We start from the raw sequence: 21,026 nt of genomic DNA, 5'->3' as shown, positions 1-21,026 counted from the left end.
TGCCGTCCGGCAAAAGACTCGGTTCGGCAAACGGTTAGAAGCAGAAATTTACGTGGCAAGCTAGCGGAGCGCAACGCCGCCGCGAAACTATGCACTGCTAAGCAACTTTTACGGCCAAACCGACGTTTGATTGCCTTGGACTCCCGGAACCGAGGTGCTATCCCAGCCCAACCTTCCGTGGCCGCCAGGCTCCCCCCACGCGGCCCGCACCACTGCCAAGCGCCTCATTTCAGACGGATTTCAGACATGACGCAAGTCGACCACAACCGCATGGCCAACGCGATCCGTGGCCTCTCGATGGACGCTGTCGAGAAGGCGAAATCGGGCCATCCCGGCCTGCCGATGGGCGCCGCCGACGTCGCCACGGTGCTGTTCACGCAATTCCTGAAATTCGACGCCACTGCCACCGACTGGCCCGACCGCGACCGCTTCGTGCTCTCGGCCGGCCACGGTTCGATGCTGCTCTATTCGCTGCTGTATCTGACCGGCAATGCCGACATGACGCTGGATCAGCTCAAGCAGTTCCGCCAGCTCGGCGGCTTGACCCCGGGGCATCCCGAGAACTTCCACACCAAGGGCATCGAGACCACTACCGGTCCGCTCGGCCAGGGGATCTCGACCGCGGTCGGCATGGCGCTCGCCGAGAAGATGCTGGCCGCCGAATTCGGCAAGAAGATCGTCGACCACCACACCTATGTGCTCGCCTCCGACGGCGACCTGATGGAAGGCGTGTCGCAGGAAGCGATCGCGATGGCCGGGCACTGGAAGCTCGGCAAGCTGATCGTGCTCTACGACGACAACGGCATCTCGATCGACGGGCCGACCTCGATCTCCGATTCCGTCGACCAGGTAAAGCGCTTCAAGTCCGCGGGCTGGGCCGCCGAAAAGATCGACGGCCATGACCAGGCCGCCATCACTGCTGCGATCACCCGCGCGCAAAAATCCAACAAGCCGACGCTGATCGCCTGCCGCACCACCATCGGCTTCGGCGCGCCGCACAAGGCCGGCACCGCGAAGGCGCATGGCGAGGCGCTCGGCGCCGACGAGCTCAAGGCCGCCAAGGAAAATCTCGGCATCTCGCTCGAGCCGTTCTCGGTGCCGGATGACGTGCTGAAGGCCTGGCGCGCCGCCGGCAGCCGCGGCGCGGCGGCACGGCAGGAATGGGAGGGACGGCTCGGTGGGCTCGGCAGCCGCAAGCGCGCCGAGTTCGAGCGCCGTCTGCGTCATGAGCGTCCGGCCTCGCTCGCGAAGGCCGTGCGCGCGTACAAGAAGGAGCTGCTGGAAAAGCCGATGACCGCGGCGACCCGCAAATCCTCGGAAGCGGTGATCGAAGTCATCGCCGGCGCGATGCCGATGGAATTCCTCGCAGGCTCCGCCGACCTCACCGGCTCCAACAACAACAAGGCGAAGTCGGCCACAGCTTTCTCGGCCAAGACGCCAAAAGGCCGCTTCATCCATTACGGCATCCGCGAGCACGGCATGGCGGCTGCAATGAACGGCATCTTCCTGCATGGCGGCTTCGCGCCGAACGGTGCGACCTTCCTGGTGTTCACCGACTATGCGCGTCCCGCGATGCGCCTTGCCGCGTTGATGGGCGCCGGCGTCGTCTACGTGATGACGCACGACTCCATCGGCCTCGGCGAAGACGGCCCGACCCACCAGCCGGTCGAGCATCTCGCCGCACTTCGCGCCATTCCGAACATGCGCGTGTTCCGCCCGGCTGACTCCATCGAGGTCGCCGAGTGCTGGGAGCTTGCGCTCAATCGTATCGACGGGCCGACCGTGCTGGCGCTGACGCGTCAGAACCTGCCGCAGCTCCGCACCAATGCGCCGAACGACATTCCTTGCGCGGCCGGCGCCTACGAGCTGGTCGCCGCCCAGGGCGAAGCCAAGGCAACGCTGTTCGCTTCCGGCTCCGAGGTCGAGATCGCGGTCGCCGCCCAGAAGCAGCTCGCCGAGCGCGGCATCGCGTCACGGGTGGTCTCGGTGCCCTCGCTCGAGCTTTTGTTAGCGCAACCAGAAGCCAAGCGTGCCGAGATCATCGGCAACGCGCCGGTGAAGGTCGCGATCGAGGCCGCAGTGCGCTGGGGCTGGGATGCCGTGATCGGCCAGGATGGCGATTTTATCGGCATGCATTCGTTCGGCGCGAGCGCGCCGGCGAAGGATCTTTACAAGCATTTCGGCATTACCGCCGAGGCTGCGGTTAACGCTGTGCTGAAGCGCGTTAGCTGAGAGTTGAGCTTGCCAAAAAAAAGGACTACGTAGTCTCTCATATGATCAAGCATCGCCCGGCCGAACCGGGCGTCCGCCCTAAAAAACCCTCGCAGGCGCGCTAAGCGCGTTGTGCGGGATGATCGGGGTTATCGAACACGTCATTGAACGGTCATAAGGAGATGAAACATGGCAGTCCGCGTCGGAATTAACGGTTTTGGCCGCATCGGCCGCAACATCCTGCGGGCTATTGCCGAGTCCGGCCGCAAGGACATCGAGGTCGTCGGCATCAACGACCTCGGCCCGGTCGAGACCAACGCGCACCTCCTTCGCTTCGACAGCGTCCATGGCCGCTTCCCCGGCACCGTGACCGTCGATGGCGACTCCATCAACCTCGGCGGCGGCAAGATCAAGGTGACCGCCGAGCGCGATCCCTCGAAGCTGCCCTGGAAGGATCTCGGCGTTGACATCGCGATGGAATGCACCGGCATCTTCACCGCGAAGGACAAGGCGTCCGCGCATCTCACCGCCGGCGCCAAGCGCGTTCTCGTTTCCGCGCCCGCCGACGGCGCCGACGCCACCATCGTCTACGGCGTCAACCACGACACGCTGACCAAGGATCACCTGGTCGTCTCCAACGGCTCCTGCACCACCAACTGCCTCGCGCCGGTCGCCAAGGTGCTGAACGACCTGGTCGGCATCGAGACCGGCTTCATGACCACGATCCACGCCTACACCGGCGACCAGCCGACGCTGGACACGCTACACAAGGATCTCTACCGCGGCCGTGCGGCGGCGATGTCGATGATCCCGACCTCGACCGGCGCGGCGAAGGCAATCGGCCTCGTGCTCCCGGAACTCAAGGGCAAGCTCGACGGCGTCTCGATCCGCGTGCCGTCCCCGAACGTCTCGGTCATCGACCTCAAGATCGTCGCCAAGCGCGCCACCGACGCCAAGGAAATCAACGCGGCGATGAAGCGTGCCTCCGAGCAGCAGCTCAAGGGCATTCTCGGCTATACCAATCAGCCGAACGTCTCGATCGACTTCAACCACGATCCGCACTCCTCGACCTTCCACGAGGACCAGACCAAGGTGCAGAACGGCACGCTGGTGCGTGTGATGTCCTGGTACGACAACGAGTGGGGCTTCTCGAACCGCATGGCGGACACCGCCGTCGCGTTCGCGAAGGTGATCTAACTCCGCTCTCGTGTCCCGGACGCGATGCAGCGTGAAACGCTGCGTCGCAGATCCGGGACCCATGTCCCTCCAGCGTAGGTCCCGGTTCTGCACGGCGGCACTCCGCGCCGCTTTGCGCCCGGGACAAGAGAGTGTCCGATGACCAACAAATTCCGCACCCTCGACGACGTCGATGTGAAGGGCAAGCGCGTGCTGCTGCGCGTCGATCTCAACGTGCCCATGGACAACGGGCGCGTCAGCGACGCAACCCGGCTCGAGCGCGTTGCGCCGACCATCACCGAAATCTCGGACAAGGGCGGCAAGGTCATCCTGCTCGCGCATTTCGGCCGACCGAAGGGACGCGACCCCAAGGAGTCGCTCAAGCCGGTTGCTGAAGCGCTGTCGAAGGTCGTGAACAGGCCCGTCGCCTTCGCGGACGACTGCGTCGGCGAGCCCGCGGCCACGGCCGTAGCGGCGTTGAAGGATGGCGACATCCTGTGCCTGGAAAATACCCGCTTCCACAAGGAAGAGGAAAAGAACGATCCCGCCTTCGTCGCCGAGTTGGCGAAACTCGGGGACATCTGGGTCAATGACGCCTTCTCGGCCGCGCACCGCGCCCATGCCACGACCGAAGGCCTCGGCCACAAGCTGCCGGCCTATGCCGGCCGCACCATGCAGGCCGAGCTCGTCGCGCTGGAGAAGGCGCTGGGCTCGCCGACCAAGCCCGTCATCGCGATCATCGGCGGCGCCAAGGTCTCGACCAAGATCGATCTGCTCGAAAACCTCGTCACCAAGGTCGACGCGCTCGTGATCGGCGGCGGCATGGCCAACACCTTCCTGCACGCCCAGGGCGTTGGGATCGGCAAGTCGCTGGCCGAGAAGGATCTTGCCGCGACGGCGATCCGCATCATGGAGAAGGCGGAAGCCGCCAATTGCGCGATCATCCTGCCGGTCGACGCCACCGTCGCCTATCATTTCGCGGCGAACGCGCCCTCGCATGCCTACGGGCTCGATGCGATCCCGGCCGACGGCATGATCCTCGACGTCGGCCCGCAATCGATCGCGCGTGTCCACGCCGCCATCGACGACGCCGCCACGCTGGTCTGGAACGGACCGCTCGGCGCCTTCGAGATGCAGCCGTTCGACCGCGGAACCGTGTCGGCCGCCAAGCATGCCGCCGAGCGCACCAAGGCCAAGAAGCTGATCTCGATCGCGGGCGGCGGCGACACGGTCGCGGCCCTCAACCAGGCCCATGTGGCCGGTCAATTCACCTATGTCTCGACCGCCGGTGGCGCATTTCTTGAATGGATGGAAGGCAAGCCCCTTCCCGGCGTCGAAGTTCTGCGCACCAAGTAATCAGTCGGCCTTTTAAGTCGGCCTTGCAGGCCCAAACCGGAGAAAAAGACAGATGGCTCGGATCACGTTACGTCAATTGCTCGACCATGCAGCGGAGAACGATTACGGCGTACCGGCCTTCAACATCAACAACATGGAGCAGGCGCTGGCGATCATGGACGCGGCCAACACGGTCGACGCGCCCGTCATCATCCAGGCCTCGCGCGGTGCGCGCTCCTACGCCAACGACATCATGCTCAAGCACATGATGGACGCGGTGACCGAGATCTATCCGCACATTCCGGTCTGCGTGCATCTCGACCACGGCAACGAGGCCGCGACCTGCATGACCGCGATCCAGGCCGGCTTCACCTCGGTCATGATGGACGGCTCGCTCAAGGCCGACGGCAAGAGCCCGGCCGACTGGACTTACAATGTCGGCGTCACCAAGACCGTGACCGACATGGCCCATCTCGGCGGCATCTCGGTCGAGGGTGAGCTCGGCGTGCTCGGCTCGCTCGAAACAGGCATGGGCGACAAGGAAGACGGCCACGGCGCCGAAGGCAAGCTGAGCCACGACCAGCTCCTGACCAATCCGGACGAGGCCGTGAAGTTCGTCCAGGAGACCAAGGTGGACGCGCTCGCGATCGCGATGGGCACCTCGCATGGCGCCTACAAATTCACCCGCAAGCCCGACGGCGACATCCTCGCCATGAAGGTGATCGAGGAGATCCACCGCAAGCTGCCGAACACGCATCTCGTGATGCACGGCTCCTCGTCGGTGCCGCAGGACCTCCAGGACATCATCAACGAGTTCGGCGGCAAGATGAAGCCGACCTGGGGCGTTCCGGTCGCCGAGATCCAGCGCGGCATCAAGAACGGCGTGCGCAAGATCAACATCGACACCGACAACCGCATGGCCATGACCGGCCAGATCCGCAAGGTGTTCAAGGAGCACCCGGAAGAGTTCGACCCGCGCAAGTACCTGAAGCCGGCGATGGAAGCGATGACCAAGCTGTGCAAGCAGCGGCTCCAGGAGTTCAATACCGCAGGCCAGGCCTCCAAGTTCAAGAAGGTCCTGACCCCCGCCGAGATGGCCAAGCGCTACGCCAAGGGCGAGCTGGATCCGAAGGTGGCGTAAGGCCTTCAGCCACATCCTCCCGTCATTCCGGGACACGCGAAGCGTGGGCTATGATGCGCAATTGCGCATCTGAGAATCCATAACCACAGCCTGGGGTTATGGATTCCGGGCCTGCGCCTTTCGGCGCATCCCGGAAGGACAGAGGGCCCCCTTTACCCTGCGACGAACGTTAACTCGGCAATTGCCCGAGAACGGTCTATTTTCACAGGCAAGGGCAGCATCGTTTTGGGAGGACCTCTCGATGAATCTGACTGAGCTCAACAGGATCGCGACCGCCATGGTCGCGCCCGGCAAGGGCATCCTTGCCGCCGACGAATCCTCCGGCACCATCAAGAAGCGATTTGACGCGATCGGGGTGGAATCGACGGAAGGCAATCGCCGCGACTATCGCGAGATGCTGTTCCGCTCCAGGGAGGCCATGAGCCAGTACATCTCCGGCGTGATCCTCTATGACGAGACGATCTGGCAAGACGCGAAGGACGGCACGCCACTGGTCAAGCTGATCGAACAGAGCGGCGCCATCCCCGGCATCAAGGTCGACGAGGGCACGCAAGCCCTGCCGATGTGCCCGGGCGAGCTCGTCACCGTCGGGCTCGACAAGCTCGCCGAGCGCCTGAAGAAATATTACGAGCGCGGCGCGCGCTTCGCCAAATGGCGCGCCGTGATCGATATCGGCAGCGGCATTCCGTCGATGACCGCGATCGGCGTCAACGCCCATGCGCTGGCCCGCTACGCAGCGCTGTGCCAGGCCGCGCAGATCGTGCCGATCGTCGAGCCGGAAGTGCTGATGGACGGCGATCACGACATCGACCGCTGCTATGAAGTGACGACCCGCGTGCTCAACAAGACCTTCCAGGAATTGCGCGTGCAGCGCGTTGCGCTCGAAGGCATGGTGCTGAAGCCGAACATGGCGATCTCGGGCAAGAAGTGCGCGAAGCAGGCTCCCGTCGAGGAAGTCGCGGAGAAGACAATTCGGCTGCTGAAGGCCTGCGTGCCCGCGGCCGTGCCCGGTATCGCCTTCCTCTCCGGCGGCCAGTCGGGCGAAGAGGCGACGGCGCATCTCAACGCCATGCACAAGCTTGGCCCGCTGCCCTGGGGCCTGACCTTCTCCTACGGCCGCGCGCTGCAGGCCGCGCCGCAGAAGGCCTGGTCCGGCAAGGCCGAGAATGTCGCAGCCGGCCAAAGTGCATTCAGCCATCGCGCCCGGATGAATGGTCTGGCGTCCAAGGGCGAATGGCAAAGCAGCCTGGAAAAGAAAGCAGCCTAGATCTTGTCGAACAAATCGCCTCCGCCGCGCCCGGCGCCGCGTCTCTATCTCGCGACGCCTGCCATCGATGATCCCGCTGCGTTCGTCGCCGAGCTGCCGGGCCTGCTCGCTGCCGCCGACGTCGCGGCCGTGCTGCTGCGGCTGAAGGAGACCGACCAGCGCACCATGATCACGCGCATCAAGGCGCTGGCCCCGCCGGTCCAGAAGGCGGGCGCCGCGCTGCTCGTTGAAGGTCATGCCGAACTGGTCGCACGTGGCGGCGCCGACGGCGCGCACCTGCCCGGCATCGCCGCGCTGAAAGAGGCGCTGCCATCGCTCAAGCCCGATCGCATCGCCGGCGTCGGCGGGCTGACGACGCGGCACCATTCCATGGATGCGGGCGAGATAGGCGCGGACTACGTGCTGTTCGGCGAACCTGATGCAAAGGGCCAACGCCCGTCGTCCCAGGCGATCGCCGAGCGGCTGGACTGGTGGGCCGAGCTGTTCGAGCCGCCCTGCGTCGGCTTTGCCACCTCGCTCGAAGAGGCGCACGACTTCGCCGCCAGCGGCGCCGATTTCGTGCTGGTCGGCGAATTCGTCTGGTCCGATCCGCGCGGTCCCAAGGCCGCGCTGATCGAGGTCGACGCTGAGATCAAGAAGGCCCATGCGGCCGCGCTTGCGGGTCAGGAGCACGGCTAGCGCCCGACATGAAGCTCCCGCGCATCACCATCCTGGCCACGCTGCTGCTGACGGCGCCCGCGGCCGCGCAGCTCCAGATCACGCCGCCGGTGGCCACGCCGAGCGCCGTGCCTGAGAAAGAGAAGCCCAAGCCGCCTCCGGCCGCCAAGAAGAAGGAGGCCGCGCCGGCGCCAAAACCTTCGGCCTCGCCCAAGCCGGCCGCCTCGCCCAAGCCGGCGCTGCCCGCAACCGTGATCCCCGCACCGGCAACCGACAATCCCAATGTCGACCTGGTGTTCGGCGCCTATCAGCGCGGCCAGTACAAGACGGCGTTCGATCTCGCCACCGCCCGCGCACAAGCGGGCGACCCCAAGGCGATGACCATGCTCGGCGAGCTCTATTCCAACGCCATGGGCATCCGCCGCGACTACGCCAAGGCGCTGGAATGGTACAAGCGCGCCTCCGATGCCGGCGACCGCGAGGCGATGTTCGCGCTCGCCATGCTGCGAATTTCCGGCCGCGGCGGCTCGGTCGACAAAAGCGAGGCGGTGAAGCTGATGGCTTCCGCCGCCAAGCTCGGCGAGCCCAAGGCGGCCTATAACCTCGCGCTGCTTTACCTCGACGGCCAGACCCTGCCGCAGGACGTCAAGCGGTCCGCCGAGCTGCTGCGTCAGGCCGCCGACGCCGGCCTGCCCGAGGCGCAATACGCGCTGGCGACCTTCTACAAGGAAGGCACCGGCGTGCCGAAGGACCCGGAACGCGCGGTGCGGCTGCTCCAGGCGGCTTCACTGGCGGACAATGTCGATGCCGAGGTCGAATATGCCATCGCCATGTTCAACGGCACCGGCACGGTGAAGAACCAGCCGGCCGCCGTCGCGTTGCTCCGCAAGGCCTCCCGCCAGGGCAGCGCGATCGCGCAGAACCGCCTGGCCTGGGTGCTGATCAACGGCATGGGCACGTCCGTGGACAAGGTCGAGGGCTTTAAATGGCACCTGGTGGCGAAAACCTCCGGCAAGGGCGATCCGGAGCTCGACAAGCAATTGTCCGACCTGCCGGCCGAGGACCGGGGCAAGGCCGAGGCCGCCGCCAGAAAATGGCTCGGGACCAAATGACTTGACGCAAAGGCCCTCGCAGGGCACCCCATCCTTCAAACAGGCGCGATTTCGCGCCATTTCCCCCGATCAAGACCAGAGCACATGCTGTATTCCGCCACTATCAACGTCATGGTCAAGGCCGCGCGCCGCGCCGGCCGCAGCCTCAAGCGCGATCTCGGCGAGATCGAGCATCTCCAGGTCTCGCTGAAGGGGCCGGCCAATTTCGTCTCGCTCGCCGACAAGCGCGCCGAGGAGATCCTCTACCAGGACCTCGCCAAGGCCCGCCCCGGCTACGGCTTCATCGGCGAGGAAGGCGGCACCCGCGAAGGCAGCGACAAGAGCCACACCTGGATCGTCGACCCGCTCGACGGCACCACCAACTTCCTGCACGGCATCCCGCAATTCGCGATCTCGATCGGCCTCGTGCGCGAGGGCACGATCATTGCGGGCGTGATCTACAACCCCGCCAATGACGAGCTCTACATCGCCGAGCGCGGCAAGGGCGCCTTCCTCAACGACCAGCGCCTGCGCGTGGCCGGCCGCCGCCAGCTCAACGAATGCGTGGTGGCCTGTGGCCTGCCGCATATCGGCCGCGGCGACCACGAGGAATTCCGCCGCGAGATGACCGCGATCCAGGACCGCGTCGCGGGCCTCCGCCGTTTCGGCGCCGCCTCGCTCGACCTGGCCTTCGTCGCCGCCGGCCGCCTCGACGGCTACTGGGAGCGCAACCTGCAATCCTGGGACATCGCCGCCGGCATGATCATGGTGCGCGAGGCGGGCGGCACGGTGAGCGACATCGCAACGCCGGGCGACGCGCTGGTGACCGGGCATGTCGTGTGCGGCAACGAGTTCGTGCACGGGGAGCTGGTGAAGATTTTGCGGAAGTAGGCGTAAGGCGAAGCCCTGCGCTTCACACTCCGCCGTCATCACCCGCCTTGTGCGCACTTGCGCACTGGAGCGGGTGATCCAGTATTCCAGAGACGTTTGTTGGATACGGAAGGGCCGCGGCGTACTGGATGCCCCGCCTGCGCGGGGCATGACAGCTCGCCTTATGGCTTCACCGGCGCGGGCGGCCCGTACGCCTCGCCGTCCTTCGCCGCAGCCGGCTCCCGATCTCCCGCGAGCACGCGCTGCACCGAGACGAAGAACACCGGCACCATCAGCAGCGCCAGGATCACCACCGCGATCATGCCGCCCATCACGATGCTGCCGAGCGCCTGCTGGCTGGCGCCGCCGGCGCCGTGCGCAATCGCCATCGGCAGCACGCCGCAGATGAAGGCAAGGCCGGTCATCAGGATCGGGCGGAAGCGCAGGCGGCAGGCTTCGATGGTGGCGTCCACCAGCGGCTTGCCTTCCTTGCGCAGGTCCTTGGCGAACTCGATGATCAGAATCGCGTCCTTTGCCGCGAGGCCGATGATGGTGATCAGGCCGACGGTGAAATAGACGTCGTTGGGCAGGCCGCGCAGCATCGCCGCGGCCACCGCGCCGACGATGCCGAGCGGCACCGTGAGCAGCACCGCGAGCGGAATGGTCCAGCTCTCGTAGAGCGCGGCAAGACACAGGAACACCACGAACACCGACAGTGCCAGCAGGAACGGCGCCTGCGAGCCCGACAGTTTTTCCTGGAGCGACTGTCCGGTCCATTCATAGCCGAAGCCGCGCGGCAATTTGCCGGCAAGCCGCTCCATCTCGGCGATCGCGTCGCCCGAGGTGAAGCCGGGTTTCGCCTCGCCGGAGATGCGCACTGCCGGATAATAATTGAAGCCCGCGATCTGCGTCGGGCCGCGCGCCCATTCGACCGTGGCGAAGGACGAGAACGGCACGAGCTGGCCACGGCTGTTCTTGACGTTGTAGTTGAGGATGTCCTCGGTCCGCATGCGGTCGCGGGCATCGGCCTGCACCACGACGCGCTGCATGCGGCCGCGGTTCGGGAAGTCGTTGATGTAGTTCGAGCCGAGATTGGTCGAGATCGTGTTGTTGATGTCCTCGAAGGTGACACCGAAGGCGCCGGCCTTCTCGCGGTCGATCACGAGATTGACCACGCCGGCCTCGGGCAGGCCCTCGATATAGACCTTCTGAAGCACCGGGCTCGCATTGGCCTCCGCGATCAGCTGGTCGGCGGCGCGCATCAATGCCGGATAGCCTTTCTGGCCGCGGTCCTGGAGGCGGAACGAGAAGCCCGAGGAGTTGCCGAGATTGTCGATCGGCGGCGGCTGGAGCGCAGAGATCTTTGCATCGCGGATCGACGACGACAGATCGCGGTTGATGTCGTTGACGATCGCCGCGGCAGAGTCCTTCGGCCCGCGCTCCGACCAGTCCTTCAGCGTGATGAAGGCCTGCGCGGTGTTCATGCCCTGGCCAGAGAAGCTGAAGCCGGTGAGGAAGGTGACATCCTTCACACCCGGCCGCTCGGCGAGATATTTCTCGACCTTCTCGATGACGGCCTCGGTGCGGGGATACGACGAATCCGACGGCGTCTGCACGTCGGTGGTGACGAAGCCCTGGTCGTCGATCGGCAGGAAGCCGCCGGGCAGGCTGACGAAGGCCCAGGAGAGACCAGCCAGCAGCGCGACATAGACCAGCATCAGGCGGCCGGTCCGCTTCAGCGAGAAGCCGACGGTGCGGGAATAGCCCTCCTTGCCGCCTTCGAGCATGCGGTTGAACCAGCCGAACACGCCCCGCTTCGCATGGCCGTGGCCGGCCGCGACGGGCTTCAGAATCGTCGCGCACAGCGCCGGCGTCAGCGACAGCGCGAGGAAGGCGGAGAAGCCGATCGCGGCGACCATGGTCACCGAGAACTGGCGGTAGATGATGCCGACCGAGCCTGGGAAGAACGCCATCGGCACGAACACCGCCATCAGCACCAGCGTGATGCCGATGATGGCGCCCGATATCTGCGCCATCGCCTTGCGCGTCGCTTCCTTCGGCGGCAGGCCTTCCTCGGACATGATGCGTTCGACGTTCTCGACCACGACGATGGCGTCGTCGACGAGGATGCCGACCGCGAGCACCATGCCGAACATCGAGAGCATGTTGATGGAATAGCCGGCGAGCAGCAGCGTGGTACACGCGCCCAGCAGCGCCACGGGCACCACGATGGTCGGGATGATGGTGTAGCGGATGTTCTGCAGGAACAGGAACATCACCACGAATACCAGCACCACGGCTTCGACCAGCGTCGTCAGCACCTTCTTGATCGAGGCCTCGACCACGGGCGTGATGTTGTAGGGGATCTCGTAGGAGATGTTGGCCGGGAAGAAGCGCGACAGCTCCTTCATCTTCTCCTCGACCGCGCTCGCGGTCGCCAGCGCGTTGCCGGTCGGCGACATCAGCACGGAGAGGCCCGCGGTCGGCTTGCCGTTCAGGCGCGTGTTGAACTGGTAGCTGAGGCCGCCGACCTCGATGCGTGCGACGTCGCGCAACCGCACGGTCGAACCGTCGGCATTGGCGCGCAGGATGATGGAACCGAATTCGTCCGGCGACGAGAGCTGGCCCTTGACCAGCACCAGCGAGGAGGTGCGCTGGCTCGAGGTCGACGGCTCGGCGCCGATGCTGCCCGAAGCGACCTGTGCGTTCTGCGCGGCGATCGCCTTGTTGACGTCGTCCGCGGTCAGCCCGTAGCCGACCAGCTTTGCCGGATCGACCCAGACGCGCAAGCTACGTTCGGTCGAATAGAGCGTGGCCCGGCCGACGCCGGGGATGCGGCGGATCTCGCCGAGCACGTTGCGGATCATGAAGTCGCCGAGGCCGACTTCGTCGAGGCTGCCGTCGGTCGAGTTCAGCGTGATGATCTGGAGCACGGCGCTCGAGGCTTCCTCGATCAGGATGCCCTGCTGGATCACCGCACGCGGCAGCCGCGCTTCGACGCGCTTGATGCGGTTCTGCACCTCGACGGAGGCGGCGCTGGTATCGGTGCCCGGCTGGAAATTGGCGATGATCTCGACCTGGCCGAGCGAGTCGCTGGTCGATTCGAAATTGAGGATGCCGGAGGCGCCGTTGAGCTCCTCCTCGATCAGCCGGGTGACGCTGTTGTAGAGGTTTTCGGGCGAGGCGCCGGGATAGCTGGTCGAGATCGAGATCGAGGGCGGCGCGATGATCGGATATTGCGCGATCGGCAGCAGCGGGACCGCGATCGCGCCGATCAAGCAGATGAACAGCGCGACCACCCAGGCGAAGATCGGCCTGTCGATGAAGAAACTCGCCATGGCGCGTTACCGCGTCAGCTTCTGGGCGTGCCGATTGTCCGCGGTGGCGTCCGCTTCCGACCAGGATTGCGGCTTCACCTTGTCGCCGGCCGCGAACTTCTGGAAGCCTTCGACCACGACCTTGTCGCCGGCCTTCAGGCCCTCGGTCACGAACCAGAGTCCGTCCTGCACCGAGCCCGTGCGCACCGGCTGCACGGCGATGTGGTTGTCGTCCTTGACGACGAACACCTCGCTGCCGCCGCCGCCGTTGCGCTGGATCGCCTGCTGCGGCACCGCGATTGCGTCGCTGTCGAGTCCCTGGTCGATCCGGACGCGGACATACATGCCCGGCAGCAGCTCGCGCTTGGGATTGCGGAATTCGCCGCGCAGGGTCACCTGGCCGGTATGGGCATCGACCTTGGCGTCCGAGAACAGCAGCTTGCCGTCGAGCGAATAAAGGGTGTTGTCGTCGAGCACGAGGCGCACCTTGGCGGCATCGGCGGCGATGCGCTCGAGGTCGCCGCTCTCGAAGGCGCGGCGGAGCTGGTTGAGCTCGGTCACCGACTGGGTGAAGTCGGCATAGATCGGATCGAGCTGCTGGATGCTGGCGAGGTTGGTCTCGTTCTGCACCGCGAGCGCACCCTCGCTGACCAGCGCCGCACCGACGACGCCGTCGATCGGCGCGCGCACGGTGGCGTAGTCGAGATTGAGTTTGGCGCGCGCGAGTTCCGCCTTGCGGCCTTCGACCTCGGCATGGGCCTGACGCTCGGCCGCGATCGCCTTCTCGTTCTCGGCTTCTGGGGCAGCGCGATCCTTGGTGAGGGTGGCGATGCGGTGCGCCTGCTGTCTCGCCTGCATCAACCCGGCCTCGGCCTTGGCGACGGCCGCCTCGGTGGCCATCACCTCGACCTCGAACGGACGCGGATCGATGCGATAGAGCGCATCGCCGGCCTTCACTTCGCTGCCCTGACGGAACAGGCGCTCGACCACGATGCCGGAGATGCGCGGCCGCACGTCGGAGACGCGCGTCGGCGCGATGCGGCCCGGCAGCTCGCGCACCACGGCGCGCGGCTGCGGCTTGACGATGACGATGCTGACGTCAGGATCGGCGGGCTGGGCAGCGGACACCGCAGAGACGGATTCGTCGCAGCCCGCGAGCAGCGGCGTAAGGGCCGCGAGCATCATTGCAACGCATGCCGATCGCGCGCGAAGTCCTGACATGAAGTTAAGTGCCCCGATGTTGTTGAAACTGAAATCACGCTCCGCGCGAACCCGTTCTGGGCGATTCCATGCGGCTGATGCCGTCAAGATAGAAGGTACTTGCTGCGACGCAACGCATTGCGCGGGCGGCTCAATGCCACATGACCTATCATGCTGAGTTCAGGGCGCTTTTCGGGACTCACCGGATTGTGAGTCGGGTTCCATCACCGCGAGCTGCGACAGAAGATCGCAACGGAACGTTACGAGGGTGTGTACCCATAAAGACGATCAAAGCGTTATGCGCGTGATCCGAAGCCGACGTCACCCGCGAGAGCAACGCTCGCTCGACTAATGTCGGCCGGCTTCAGCCTCCTGCTCTAACTGCAAGATCCGTGCTCGTAGCGTGTCAAAGGTTTCTTCGGCAGCCTCGCTAAACAGCGGGTCCTCATGATTGATTGAAGCAGAAGCGATCTCGGTCCAATCCTGAGGCTCTAAAGCCTTGAGGGCGGCAGGAAAGAAATCACGATCTTCCATCATGATGTGACGCCGCTCGCTCTCTATGAAATCGCGAACGACCTTGTCCACATTTTGCCGCAGGATTTCACGATCCGCGAGGACGTAATCGACCGCTTGAGCGACGCGGCGCAAACGCTCGGTCCCCTTCTGGTGCTCAAGTGTGAGGTTACCGATCTTTGCAGCCGCAGCGGGATCGCGACGTTTTAGCTTGGCGAAGACCAGCTCCTCAAGAGGATGATGGTACATCTCGGGATAGAGTTCGAAATAGCTGATAACCGCGCGAATAACTTCGTAGTCAGGGCGGTCCCCGCGATCGAAAATTTCCAGCTCGCGCTCGAGGACGGCGAGCAGTGTCTCGATATTGCGATGTTCTCGGGACAAGCGCTCAATGATCATTGCAGCCTCCAATGAAGTCATTGAGAAAAAATTACATTAGCGTGAAAACATCTCAGCGCTTTGCGCTAGATCAAACCCGGGCCGGAAAGGGAAAAGACGTTATGTCATTGACCAGGGGTCAGTGGGTCACAATGGCTTTCCTGAGGCATTCAGATGTGTTGGCGCCGCGCAGCCTCATCACATTCACCCGCCTTTTGGACCCAACCCGGACCTCTGGCGAGGTCCGCTATCGCGCCTATCAGGGGCGCCGCGAACCTCATACCCTTCCCTGATCTTCGGCGCGAAATTGACGTGTACTCGCCCTAACCCGCCTTCATCCGGTAGTGGCTGACACCCCATTCGCTGCCATCGGCGTAGCCGAACAGCCCTGATGTCGCGAGGAAGAACCAGCGCCAGCGTCGCATCCACAAAGCGGTCTCCTCGCCATGGACGCTGCGCAGGGACGCTTCGATCGTGTCGCGATGCGCATCGAAATTGGCGAGCCAGTCGTTCGCGGTGCGCTGATAGTGTGTACCGCTCCAGCACCATTCCTTCTCGATCCTGAAGACGTCGCCGAATTGCCTGACGAGGTGATGGCTCGGCATCAATCCATCCATGAAGACATGCTGCGCGATCCAGTCCTCGCGATTGGCGCGGTCGAACAGATGAGAGCCGGAACGATGGGTGACGATGTGCATGAAGAAGCGCCCGTCAGGCGCGAGCCAGGACCGCACGCGCGTCATCAGCTTGCGCCAGTTCATCATCTGCTCGAACATCTCGACCGAGACGATGCGGTCGAACTCCCCATCGGGCGCGAACACGTTCATGTCCGCGGCGACCACGCGCAGGTTCAACAGCCCGCGCAGCCGCGCCTGCTCCTCGACATAGGCGCGCTGGGCCTGCGAGTTCGACACCGCCGTCACCTTCGCATGCGGGAACCGCCGCGCCATCCACAGCGACAGCGAGCCCCAGCCGCAGCCGAGCTCGAGGATGGTCTGGCCGTCGGCGAGACCGGCGTGCTCGACGGTCTGGCGCAGCGCCTCCTCCTCCGCCTCCTGCAGGGTGCTCGCATCGGACTTGTAGAAGCAGGACGAATAATTGCGGTTGGGGCCGAGCACCTCCGCAAAGAACGCCGCGGGCACCTCGTCATGCCCGGCATTGACGGCATCCGCGTCCCCGGCGATCGGCCGCAGGATCATCCGCCCGGCGAAGGCGGCATCGTCGGCCGCGCCCAACGCGGACATGCGCGTCGCCGTGCGCGAGCACAGGCGCTGGATCGCGGCGCGGATCACGACGTCCGGCAGCGGCACGCGTTCGGCAGTCCCGAAGATCGCGGAAACGACGCTCATGCGATCACTCCGTTGATCAGGTCTCGTTGTGGCGGCGGCGGAAGGAACGGGCAGGTTCGGGCGTTGCCACCGGCCCGGCGGGCTCTGAGGTCCAGACAGGATCGACCGCGCCGCAGATGCTGCCGCGCCACCCAGGCGAGCGCCATCCGGACCGCGAGCAAGAGCGCGATGACGGCCACTCCCCAGGATTCGTCACCATGCAAAAAATCCGACCTAAGCCTGCGGAATGCCGAAGTTTTGCAAATTGCGCCTCTATCAAAGCGCGGTTTCAGCTTTGGGTTCCGAGAGCTCTCCACGAAATCGGCACATCCGGCGCTTTTTTTGGGCTGCCGCTGTGCCATAGTGCGCCCCGCAAGCAAGTTCGTAACGGATGATACCGGCCATGCCGCCAGGCGCCTCGCCCCGCTCCCCCATCGATATCGAATATACCAAGCTATCCTCGCCCAGCGTTTTCCTGGTGCGGATGCTGGTCTTTCTGGTGCTGTGCACCCTGGTCGGCGTGGTGCTCTACAAGCAGATCATCCTGGCCTTCTTCGCCAATCCCGGCCTCAATGCCCTGATCGGCGGCGTGCTGTTCATCGGCATCATCCTGGCCTTCCGCCAGGTGATCCGGCTCTACCCCGAAGTCTCCTGGGTCAACAATTTCCGCATCGCCGATCCCGGCCTGGCGCCGTCCCGGCACCCGAAACTGCTGGCGCCGATGGCCATGATCCTCGGCGGCGAGCGCACCGGGCGGATGACGATCACCCAGACCACCATGCGGCACCTGCTCGATTCGATCGCGACCCGCCTGGACGAGGCCCGGGACATCTCCCGCTACATGACCGGCTTGCTGGTCTTCCTCGGCCTGCTCGGCACCTTCTGGGGCCTGATCGAGACGGTCGGTTCGGTCGGCAAGGTGATCGACGGGCTCAAGGTCGGGGGCGATTCCGGCGCCCTGTTCGACACGCTGAAGGAGGGCCTCGCCGCCCCGCTCGGCGGCATGGGCATCTCGTTCTCGAGCTCGCTGTTCGGCCTCGCCGGCTCGCTGATCCTCGGCTTCCTCGATCTGCAATCGAGCCAGGCCCAGAACCGCTTCTACACCGACCTCGAAGACTGGCTCGCCACTACCGTGCGCGAATATGGCCACGGCGAGGTTGCGGTCGCAGCCGCCGGTGGCAGCGGCGGCGTTGCCAGCGGCGAGCTCCAGGCCGCCGTCGAGCGCTTACGCTCCGTGCTCGAGGAAGGCAGCGCCAGCCGCGGCACCACGGCGGCAATGGCGAGCCTTGCCGAAGCCATCCAGGCGCTGGTCTCGCACATGCGGACCGAGCAGCAGATGATCCGCGAATGGGCCGACGGCCAGGGCGAGCAGAACCGCGAGATCCGCCGCCTGCTGGAGCGCATCGCGCGCCAGCCCGAGAAGGGCTGAGCCGCGCAAGAAGTATCGTGCGCCGGACGCAGCGCAGCACGCAGTGATGCGCTGCTGAGCCGGGGCCCAGAGAAACAAGGAATGGGTCCCGGCTCTGCGCAGCAGCGTTGCACGCTGCAGCGCGTCCGGGACACGAGAGAACGGAGACGACAATGGCTCTAGCCCGCGGCCGCCGCAGCGAAGCCGGCTTCAACTACTGGCCCGGATTCGTCGACGCGCTGTCGACGCTGGTGCTGTCGATCGTGTTCCTGCTGTCGGTGTTCCTGGTCGTGCAGTTCTTCCTGTCGCAGGAGGTCACCGGCAAGGACAAGGCGCTGGAGCAGCTCAACGCCAAGATCGCCCAGCTCAACGAGCTCTTGTCGCTGGAGAAGCTCGGCAAGCTCACGCTGGACGACCAGGTCTCGCAATTGAAAGCGGGCCTCGCCTCGGCCGAGACCGAGCGAGATCGCATCAAGGGCCTCTATGACGGCCTCGCCGCTGCCGGCAACGACGCCCAGGGCAAGACCACCGAGCTCGGCAAGGCGCTGGACTCGGAGAAGGCGGTCTCGGCGCGGGCGCTGGCGCAGATCGAGGTGCTGAACCAGCAGATCAGCGCGCTGCGCCGGCAACTGGCCGCGCTGGAGGAGGCGCTCGACGCCAGCGAGAAGCGCGACAAGGAATCGCAGAACCGCATCGCCGATCTCGGGTCTCGCCTGAATGTCGCGCTGGCGCAGCGCGTGCAGGAATTGTCGCGTTATCGCTCGGAGTTCTTCGGCCGCCTGCGCACCATTCTGGGCAATCGCCCTGACATCCGCATCGTCGGCGACCGCTTCGTGTTCCAGTCCGAAGTGTTCTTCGACACCGGCCAGGCGACACTTCTGCCCGAGGGCCGCGCCGAGCTCGACACATTGGCGACCGCGCTGATCGATCTCGACAAGAAGATCCCGAGCGAAATCCCCTGGGTGCTGCGCGTCGACGGCCACACCGACATACGCCCGGTCAGCGGCGCGAATTTCAAATCGAACTGGGACCTGTCCGCGGCGCGCTCGATCTCGGTGGTGCAATATCTGATCTCGCTCGGCGTGCCCGCCCAGCGCCTCGTCGCAGCCGGCTTCGGCGAATTCCAGCCGCTCGACACTGCCAACACGGAAGAGGCCTACAAGCGCAACCGCCGCATCGAGCTGAAGCTGACGGAGCGGTAGTGAGCGCCCTCCGCCTCCGCCCCTACCGCCCCGAGGACGAAACCGCCTCGATCGACCTCTGGCATCGCACCTGGCAGCAAGCCTATCCGCAGATCGATTTCGCCGCGCGGCTGGACTGGTGGCGCGAGCGCTGGCGCAAGGATCTGGTGCCGAAAGCCTCGATCGTGGTCGCAGAAGCGGACGGCGTTCTGACCGGCTTCGTCACCATCGACGGCGAAGGCTATCTCGACCAGCTCGTGGTCGATCCCGCGCACTGGGGCTCGGATGCGGCCAGGCTGCTGGTGGATGAGGCCAAGCGCCTGTCACCGTCGGGCGTCACGCTGCTCGTCAACAAGGACAATGCCCGCGCCATCCGATTCTACGAGCGCAACGGCTTTGCCCATGCCGGAGACGATTTGAACCCGACCTCGGGACGGCCGGTGCTGAAGATGACATGGCGGGCGTGACGAGGTTTGCTGCCGCCCCCCTCCGCTGTCATGCCCCGGCTTGCCGCCTTCGCTGAAGCTTCGGCGTGCCGAGCGCTCGTGTGGGCCTCGGCGTAGCCTTGGCGGAGCCGGGACCGAGACATCCAGTACGCCGCGACTTCTCCGAATCCCACTACTGTCTCTGGAATACTGGATCACCCGCTTTCTTGTTTAGCCCGGACAGATCACTGACGGGTGTTCGGAGACATAGCTGACACATCAACATTGGCTGGATTGGTCCGATTCGGGAGGCCGTCCATGCCTTGGAGCGAGGTGTCAGTGATGGATCAGCGCCACGAGTTTGTGCGGCTGGCTTTGCAGGAGGGCGCCAACCGGCGCGAACTGTGCCGTCGGTTCAACATCAGTCCTGACGTCGGCTACAAGTGGCTGGCGCGCTGGCAGGCCGGCGATCGGGAGCTGGCCGACTGTTCCCGGCGCCCGCATGCGATGCCCAAGCGGAGTGAGGCTGCGGTCGAGGCAGAAGTCCTGGCTGTACGCGACAAGCATCCGGCTTGGGGAGCACGGAAGATTGCCCATTGCCTGAAGCGGGGCGGGCAGACGGTGCCTGTGCCATCAACGGTGCACCAGATCCTGTGTCGGAACGACCGGATCAAACCGAGTGAGAATGCGCCGCCCAATCCGGGCCACCGGTTCGAGAAGGAAGCTCCCAACCTGCTGTGGCAGATGGACTTCAAGGGTCACCTGCCGCTCGCCAATGGGACGCGGTGCCATCCGCTAACGATCGTCGACGATCACTCGCGCTACGTGCTGTGCCTGAAGGCATGTGCCGACGAGCAGCGCCTCACCGTGCAGAATCACCTGTCGACGACGTTCCGCTGCTATGGCCTGCCGGAGGCCTTCTACACCGACAATGGCTCACCCTGGGGCGATACGTCCGGCATTCGTTGGACCGGACTGAAGGTGTGGCTGCTCAAGCTTGGCGTCAGGGTGGTGCACGCAAGGCCATGCCACCCACAGGCCCGCGGCAAGAACGAACGCTTCCATCGCACCCTGAAGGCCGAGGTGTTTGCAATGCGCCGCTTCCGAACTCTCCCGGAAGTCCAGCGCGCCTTCGACGCCTGGCGGCCGGTCTACAATCTGGAGCGGCCTCACCAAGGCCTCGATATGCAGGTCCCTGCCGATCGCTTCCGGCCAAGTGCTCGCCCCATGCCGGCCCGCGTTCCGAACGTCGAATACGACAGCGGCGAGATCGTGCGCAGGGTCTCATCGACAAGACCCTACATCTCCTTCAAGGGACACTTCTGGAAAGTTCCCCAGGCCTTCGCCCGCGAACGCCTTGCCATCCGGCCGCTGGATCGTGACGGCCACTACGGAATCTTCTTCGCCAGCTGGCAGGTCGCATCGATCGACTTGACCAATGGCCAACCTGTCAGTGATGTGTCCGAACAGGTGTCAGCCATGTCTCCGGGCTAAACATTTCGCGGGTGATGACACCGTCAGTGAGGCG

16 protein-coding genes are annotated in these 21,026 nt (G+C 65.1%); 12 read left to right on the top strand and 4 right to left on the bottom strand.

The genetic code is table 11. From position 1 onward, the window contains the following. Positions 1-246 precede the first annotated feature (246 nt). The 8 genes from tkt (at position 247) to AB7G19_RS06330 (ending at position 9,769) form a co-directional block, all read left to right on the top strand. Positions 247-2,232, top strand: a complete 1,986-nt coding sequence (gene tkt, locus AB7G19_RS06365; protein ID WP_085401785.1) for a transketolase — start codon at positions 247-249, stop codon at positions 2,230-2,232. Positions 2,233-2,400: 168 nt separating this feature from the next. Next, positions 2,401-3,408, top strand: coding sequence for a type I glyceraldehyde-3-phosphate dehydrogenase (gap, locus tag AB7G19_RS06360; RefSeq protein ID WP_085401784.1), 1,008 nt, complete (start codon positions 2,401-2,403; stop codon positions 3,406-3,408). Between the two features lie 138 nt (positions 3,409-3,546). Beyond that, the gene (locus AB7G19_RS06355) at positions 3,547-4,743 is read left to right on the top strand and encodes a phosphoglycerate kinase (protein WP_063981025.1); all 1,197 of its coding nucleotides are present in this window, start codon (positions 3,547-3,549) and stop codon (positions 4,741-4,743) included. 52 nt (positions 4,744-4,795) lie between these two features. Continuing rightward, complete coding sequence (gene fba, locus AB7G19_RS06350) at positions 4,796-5,863, top strand: class II fructose-bisphosphate aldolase (RefSeq protein ID WP_071916654.1); 1,068 nt, start codon at positions 4,796-4,798, stop codon at positions 5,861-5,863. Between the two features lie 241 nt (positions 5,864-6,104). Then, positions 6,105-7,130, top strand: coding sequence for a class I fructose-bisphosphate aldolase (locus AB7G19_RS06345; protein WP_085401783.1), 1,026 nt, complete (start codon positions 6,105-6,107; stop codon positions 7,128-7,130). A 3-nt stretch (positions 7,131-7,133) separates the two neighbouring features. Beyond that, a complete protein-coding gene (locus AB7G19_RS06340; protein WP_085401782.1) occupies positions 7,134-7,808 on the top strand; it encodes a thiamine phosphate synthase in 675 nt (224 codons plus the stop codon). Between the two features lie 8 nt (positions 7,809-7,816). Continuing rightward, positions 7,817-8,899 carry a tetratricopeptide repeat protein gene (locus tag AB7G19_RS06335; protein ID WP_085401781.1) on the top strand — a complete coding sequence of 361 codons (1,083 nt, stop codon included), beginning with the start codon at positions 7,817-7,819 and terminating at the stop codon, positions 8,897-8,899. Positions 8,900-8,983: 84 nt separating this feature from the next. Then, on the top strand, positions 8,984-9,769 hold the full coding sequence (locus AB7G19_RS06330) for an inositol monophosphatase family protein (protein ID WP_028150910.1): 786 nt from the start codon (positions 8,984-8,986) through the stop codon (positions 9,767-9,769). 161 nt (positions 9,770-9,930) lie between these two features. On the opposite strand, the gene AB7G19_RS06325 is transcribed toward AB7G19_RS06330, so the two are convergent. The 4 genes from AB7G19_RS06325 to AB7G19_RS06310 form a co-directional block, all read right to left on the bottom strand. After that, a complete protein-coding gene (locus tag AB7G19_RS06325) occupies positions 9,931-13,086 on the bottom strand; it encodes a multidrug efflux RND transporter permease subunit (protein WP_085401780.1) in 3,156 nt (1,051 codons plus the stop codon). 6 nt (positions 13,087-13,092) lie between these two features. Further along, a complete protein-coding gene (locus AB7G19_RS06320; RefSeq protein ID WP_094184113.1) occupies positions 13,093-14,286 on the bottom strand; it encodes an efflux RND transporter periplasmic adaptor subunit in 1,194 nt (397 codons plus the stop codon). Between the two features lie 327 nt (positions 14,287-14,613). After that, positions 14,614-15,177, bottom strand: a complete 564-nt coding sequence (locus AB7G19_RS06315) for a hemerythrin domain-containing protein (protein ID WP_063981018.1) — start codon at positions 15,175-15,177, stop codon at positions 14,614-14,616. 302 nt (positions 15,178-15,479) lie between these two features. Further along, a complete protein-coding gene (locus AB7G19_RS06310) occupies positions 15,480-16,505 on the bottom strand; it encodes an SAM-dependent methyltransferase (protein WP_085401779.1) in 1,026 nt (341 codons plus the stop codon). Between the two features lie 382 nt (positions 16,506-16,887). Here AB7G19_RS06310 and AB7G19_RS06305 point away from each other — a divergent pair, with 382 nt between their 5' ends. The 4 genes from AB7G19_RS06305 to AB7G19_RS06290 all read left to right on the top strand — a co-directional run bounded on the left by AB7G19_RS06305 (position 16,888) and on the right by AB7G19_RS06290 (position 20,992). Then, positions 16,888-17,913, top strand: a complete 1,026-nt coding sequence (locus AB7G19_RS06305; protein WP_085401777.1) for a flagellar motor protein MotA — start codon at positions 16,888-16,890, stop codon at positions 17,911-17,913. A gap of 152 nt (positions 17,914-18,065) precedes the next feature. Continuing rightward, positions 18,066-19,094 carry a peptidoglycan -binding protein gene (locus AB7G19_RS06300; protein WP_085401776.1) on the top strand — a complete coding sequence of 343 codons (1,029 nt, stop codon included), beginning with the start codon at positions 18,066-18,068 and terminating at the stop codon, positions 19,092-19,094. Next, positions 19,094-19,540 (top strand): GNAT family N-acetyltransferase, encoded by a 447-nt coding sequence (locus AB7G19_RS06295; protein ID WP_085401775.1) that lies wholly within the window; start codon positions 19,094-19,096, stop codon positions 19,538-19,540. The genes AB7G19_RS06300 and AB7G19_RS06295 overlap by 1 nt, the downstream gene beginning before the upstream one ends. Positions 19,541-19,816: 276 nt before the next feature. Further along, a complete protein-coding gene (locus tag AB7G19_RS06290; protein WP_085398134.1) occupies positions 19,817-20,992 on the top strand; it encodes an IS481 family transposase in 1,176 nt (391 codons plus the stop codon). The last annotated feature ends 34 nt before the right edge of the window (positions 20,993-21,026 follow it).

Source organism: Bradyrhizobium sp. 215_C5_N1_1 (assembly GCF_052075935.1).
Classification (GTDB): Bacteria; Pseudomonadota; Alphaproteobacteria; order Rhizobiales; family Xanthobacteraceae; genus Bradyrhizobium; species Bradyrhizobium barranii.
The sequence above is the reverse complement of the archived record's forward strand: the minus strand, read 5'-3'. Positions and strand labels throughout refer to the sequence as shown.

What these genes read in the sequence shown, in the direction of transcription:
- tkt (WP_085401785.1), top strand. Translation starts at nt 247, where the DNA reads ATGACGCAAGTCGACCACAACCGCATGGCCAACGCGATCCGTGGCCTC.
- AB7G19_RS06330 (WP_028150910.1), top strand. Translation starts at nt 8,984, where the DNA reads ATGCTGTATTCCGCCACTATCAACGTCATGGTCAAGGCCGCGCGCCGC.
- fba (WP_071916654.1), top strand. Translation starts at nt 4,796, where the DNA reads ATGGCTCGGATCACGTTACGTCAATTGCTCGACCATGCAGCGGAGAAC.
- AB7G19_RS06325 (WP_085401780.1), bottom strand. Translation starts at nt 13,086, where the DNA reads ATGGCGAGTTTCTTCATCGACAGGCCGATCTTCGCCTGGGTGGTCGCG.
- AB7G19_RS06335 (WP_085401781.1), top strand. Translation starts at nt 7,817, where the DNA reads ATGAAGCTCCCGCGCATCACCATCCTGGCCACGCTGCTGCTGACGGCG.
- AB7G19_RS06345 (WP_085401783.1), top strand. Translation starts at nt 6,105, where the DNA reads ATGAATCTGACTGAGCTCAACAGGATCGCGACCGCCATGGTCGCGCCC.
- AB7G19_RS06310 (WP_085401779.1), bottom strand. Translation starts at nt 16,505, where the DNA reads ATGAGCGTCGTTTCCGCGATCTTCGGGACTGCCGAACGCGTGCCGCTG.
- AB7G19_RS06315 (WP_063981018.1), bottom strand. Translation starts at nt 15,177, where the DNA reads ATGATCATTGAGCGCTTGTCCCGAGAACATCGCAATATCGAGACACTG.
- AB7G19_RS06305 (WP_085401777.1), top strand. Translation starts at nt 16,888, where the DNA reads ATGCCGCCAGGCGCCTCGCCCCGCTCCCCCATCGATATCGAATATACC.
- AB7G19_RS06320 (WP_094184113.1), bottom strand. Translation starts at nt 14,286, where the DNA reads ATGTCAGGACTTCGCGCGCGATCGGCATGCGTTGCAATGATGCTCGCG.
- gap (WP_085401784.1), top strand. Translation starts at nt 2,401, where the DNA reads ATGGCAGTCCGCGTCGGAATTAACGGTTTTGGCCGCATCGGCCGCAAC.
- AB7G19_RS06290 (WP_085398134.1), top strand. Translation starts at nt 19,817, where the DNA reads ATGCCTTGGAGCGAGGTGTCAGTGATGGATCAGCGCCACGAGTTTGTG.
- AB7G19_RS06355 (WP_063981025.1), top strand. Translation starts at nt 3,547, where the DNA reads ATGACCAACAAATTCCGCACCCTCGACGACGTCGATGTGAAGGGCAAG.
- AB7G19_RS06300 (WP_085401776.1), top strand. Translation starts at nt 18,066, where the DNA reads ATGGCTCTAGCCCGCGGCCGCCGCAGCGAAGCCGGCTTCAACTACTGG.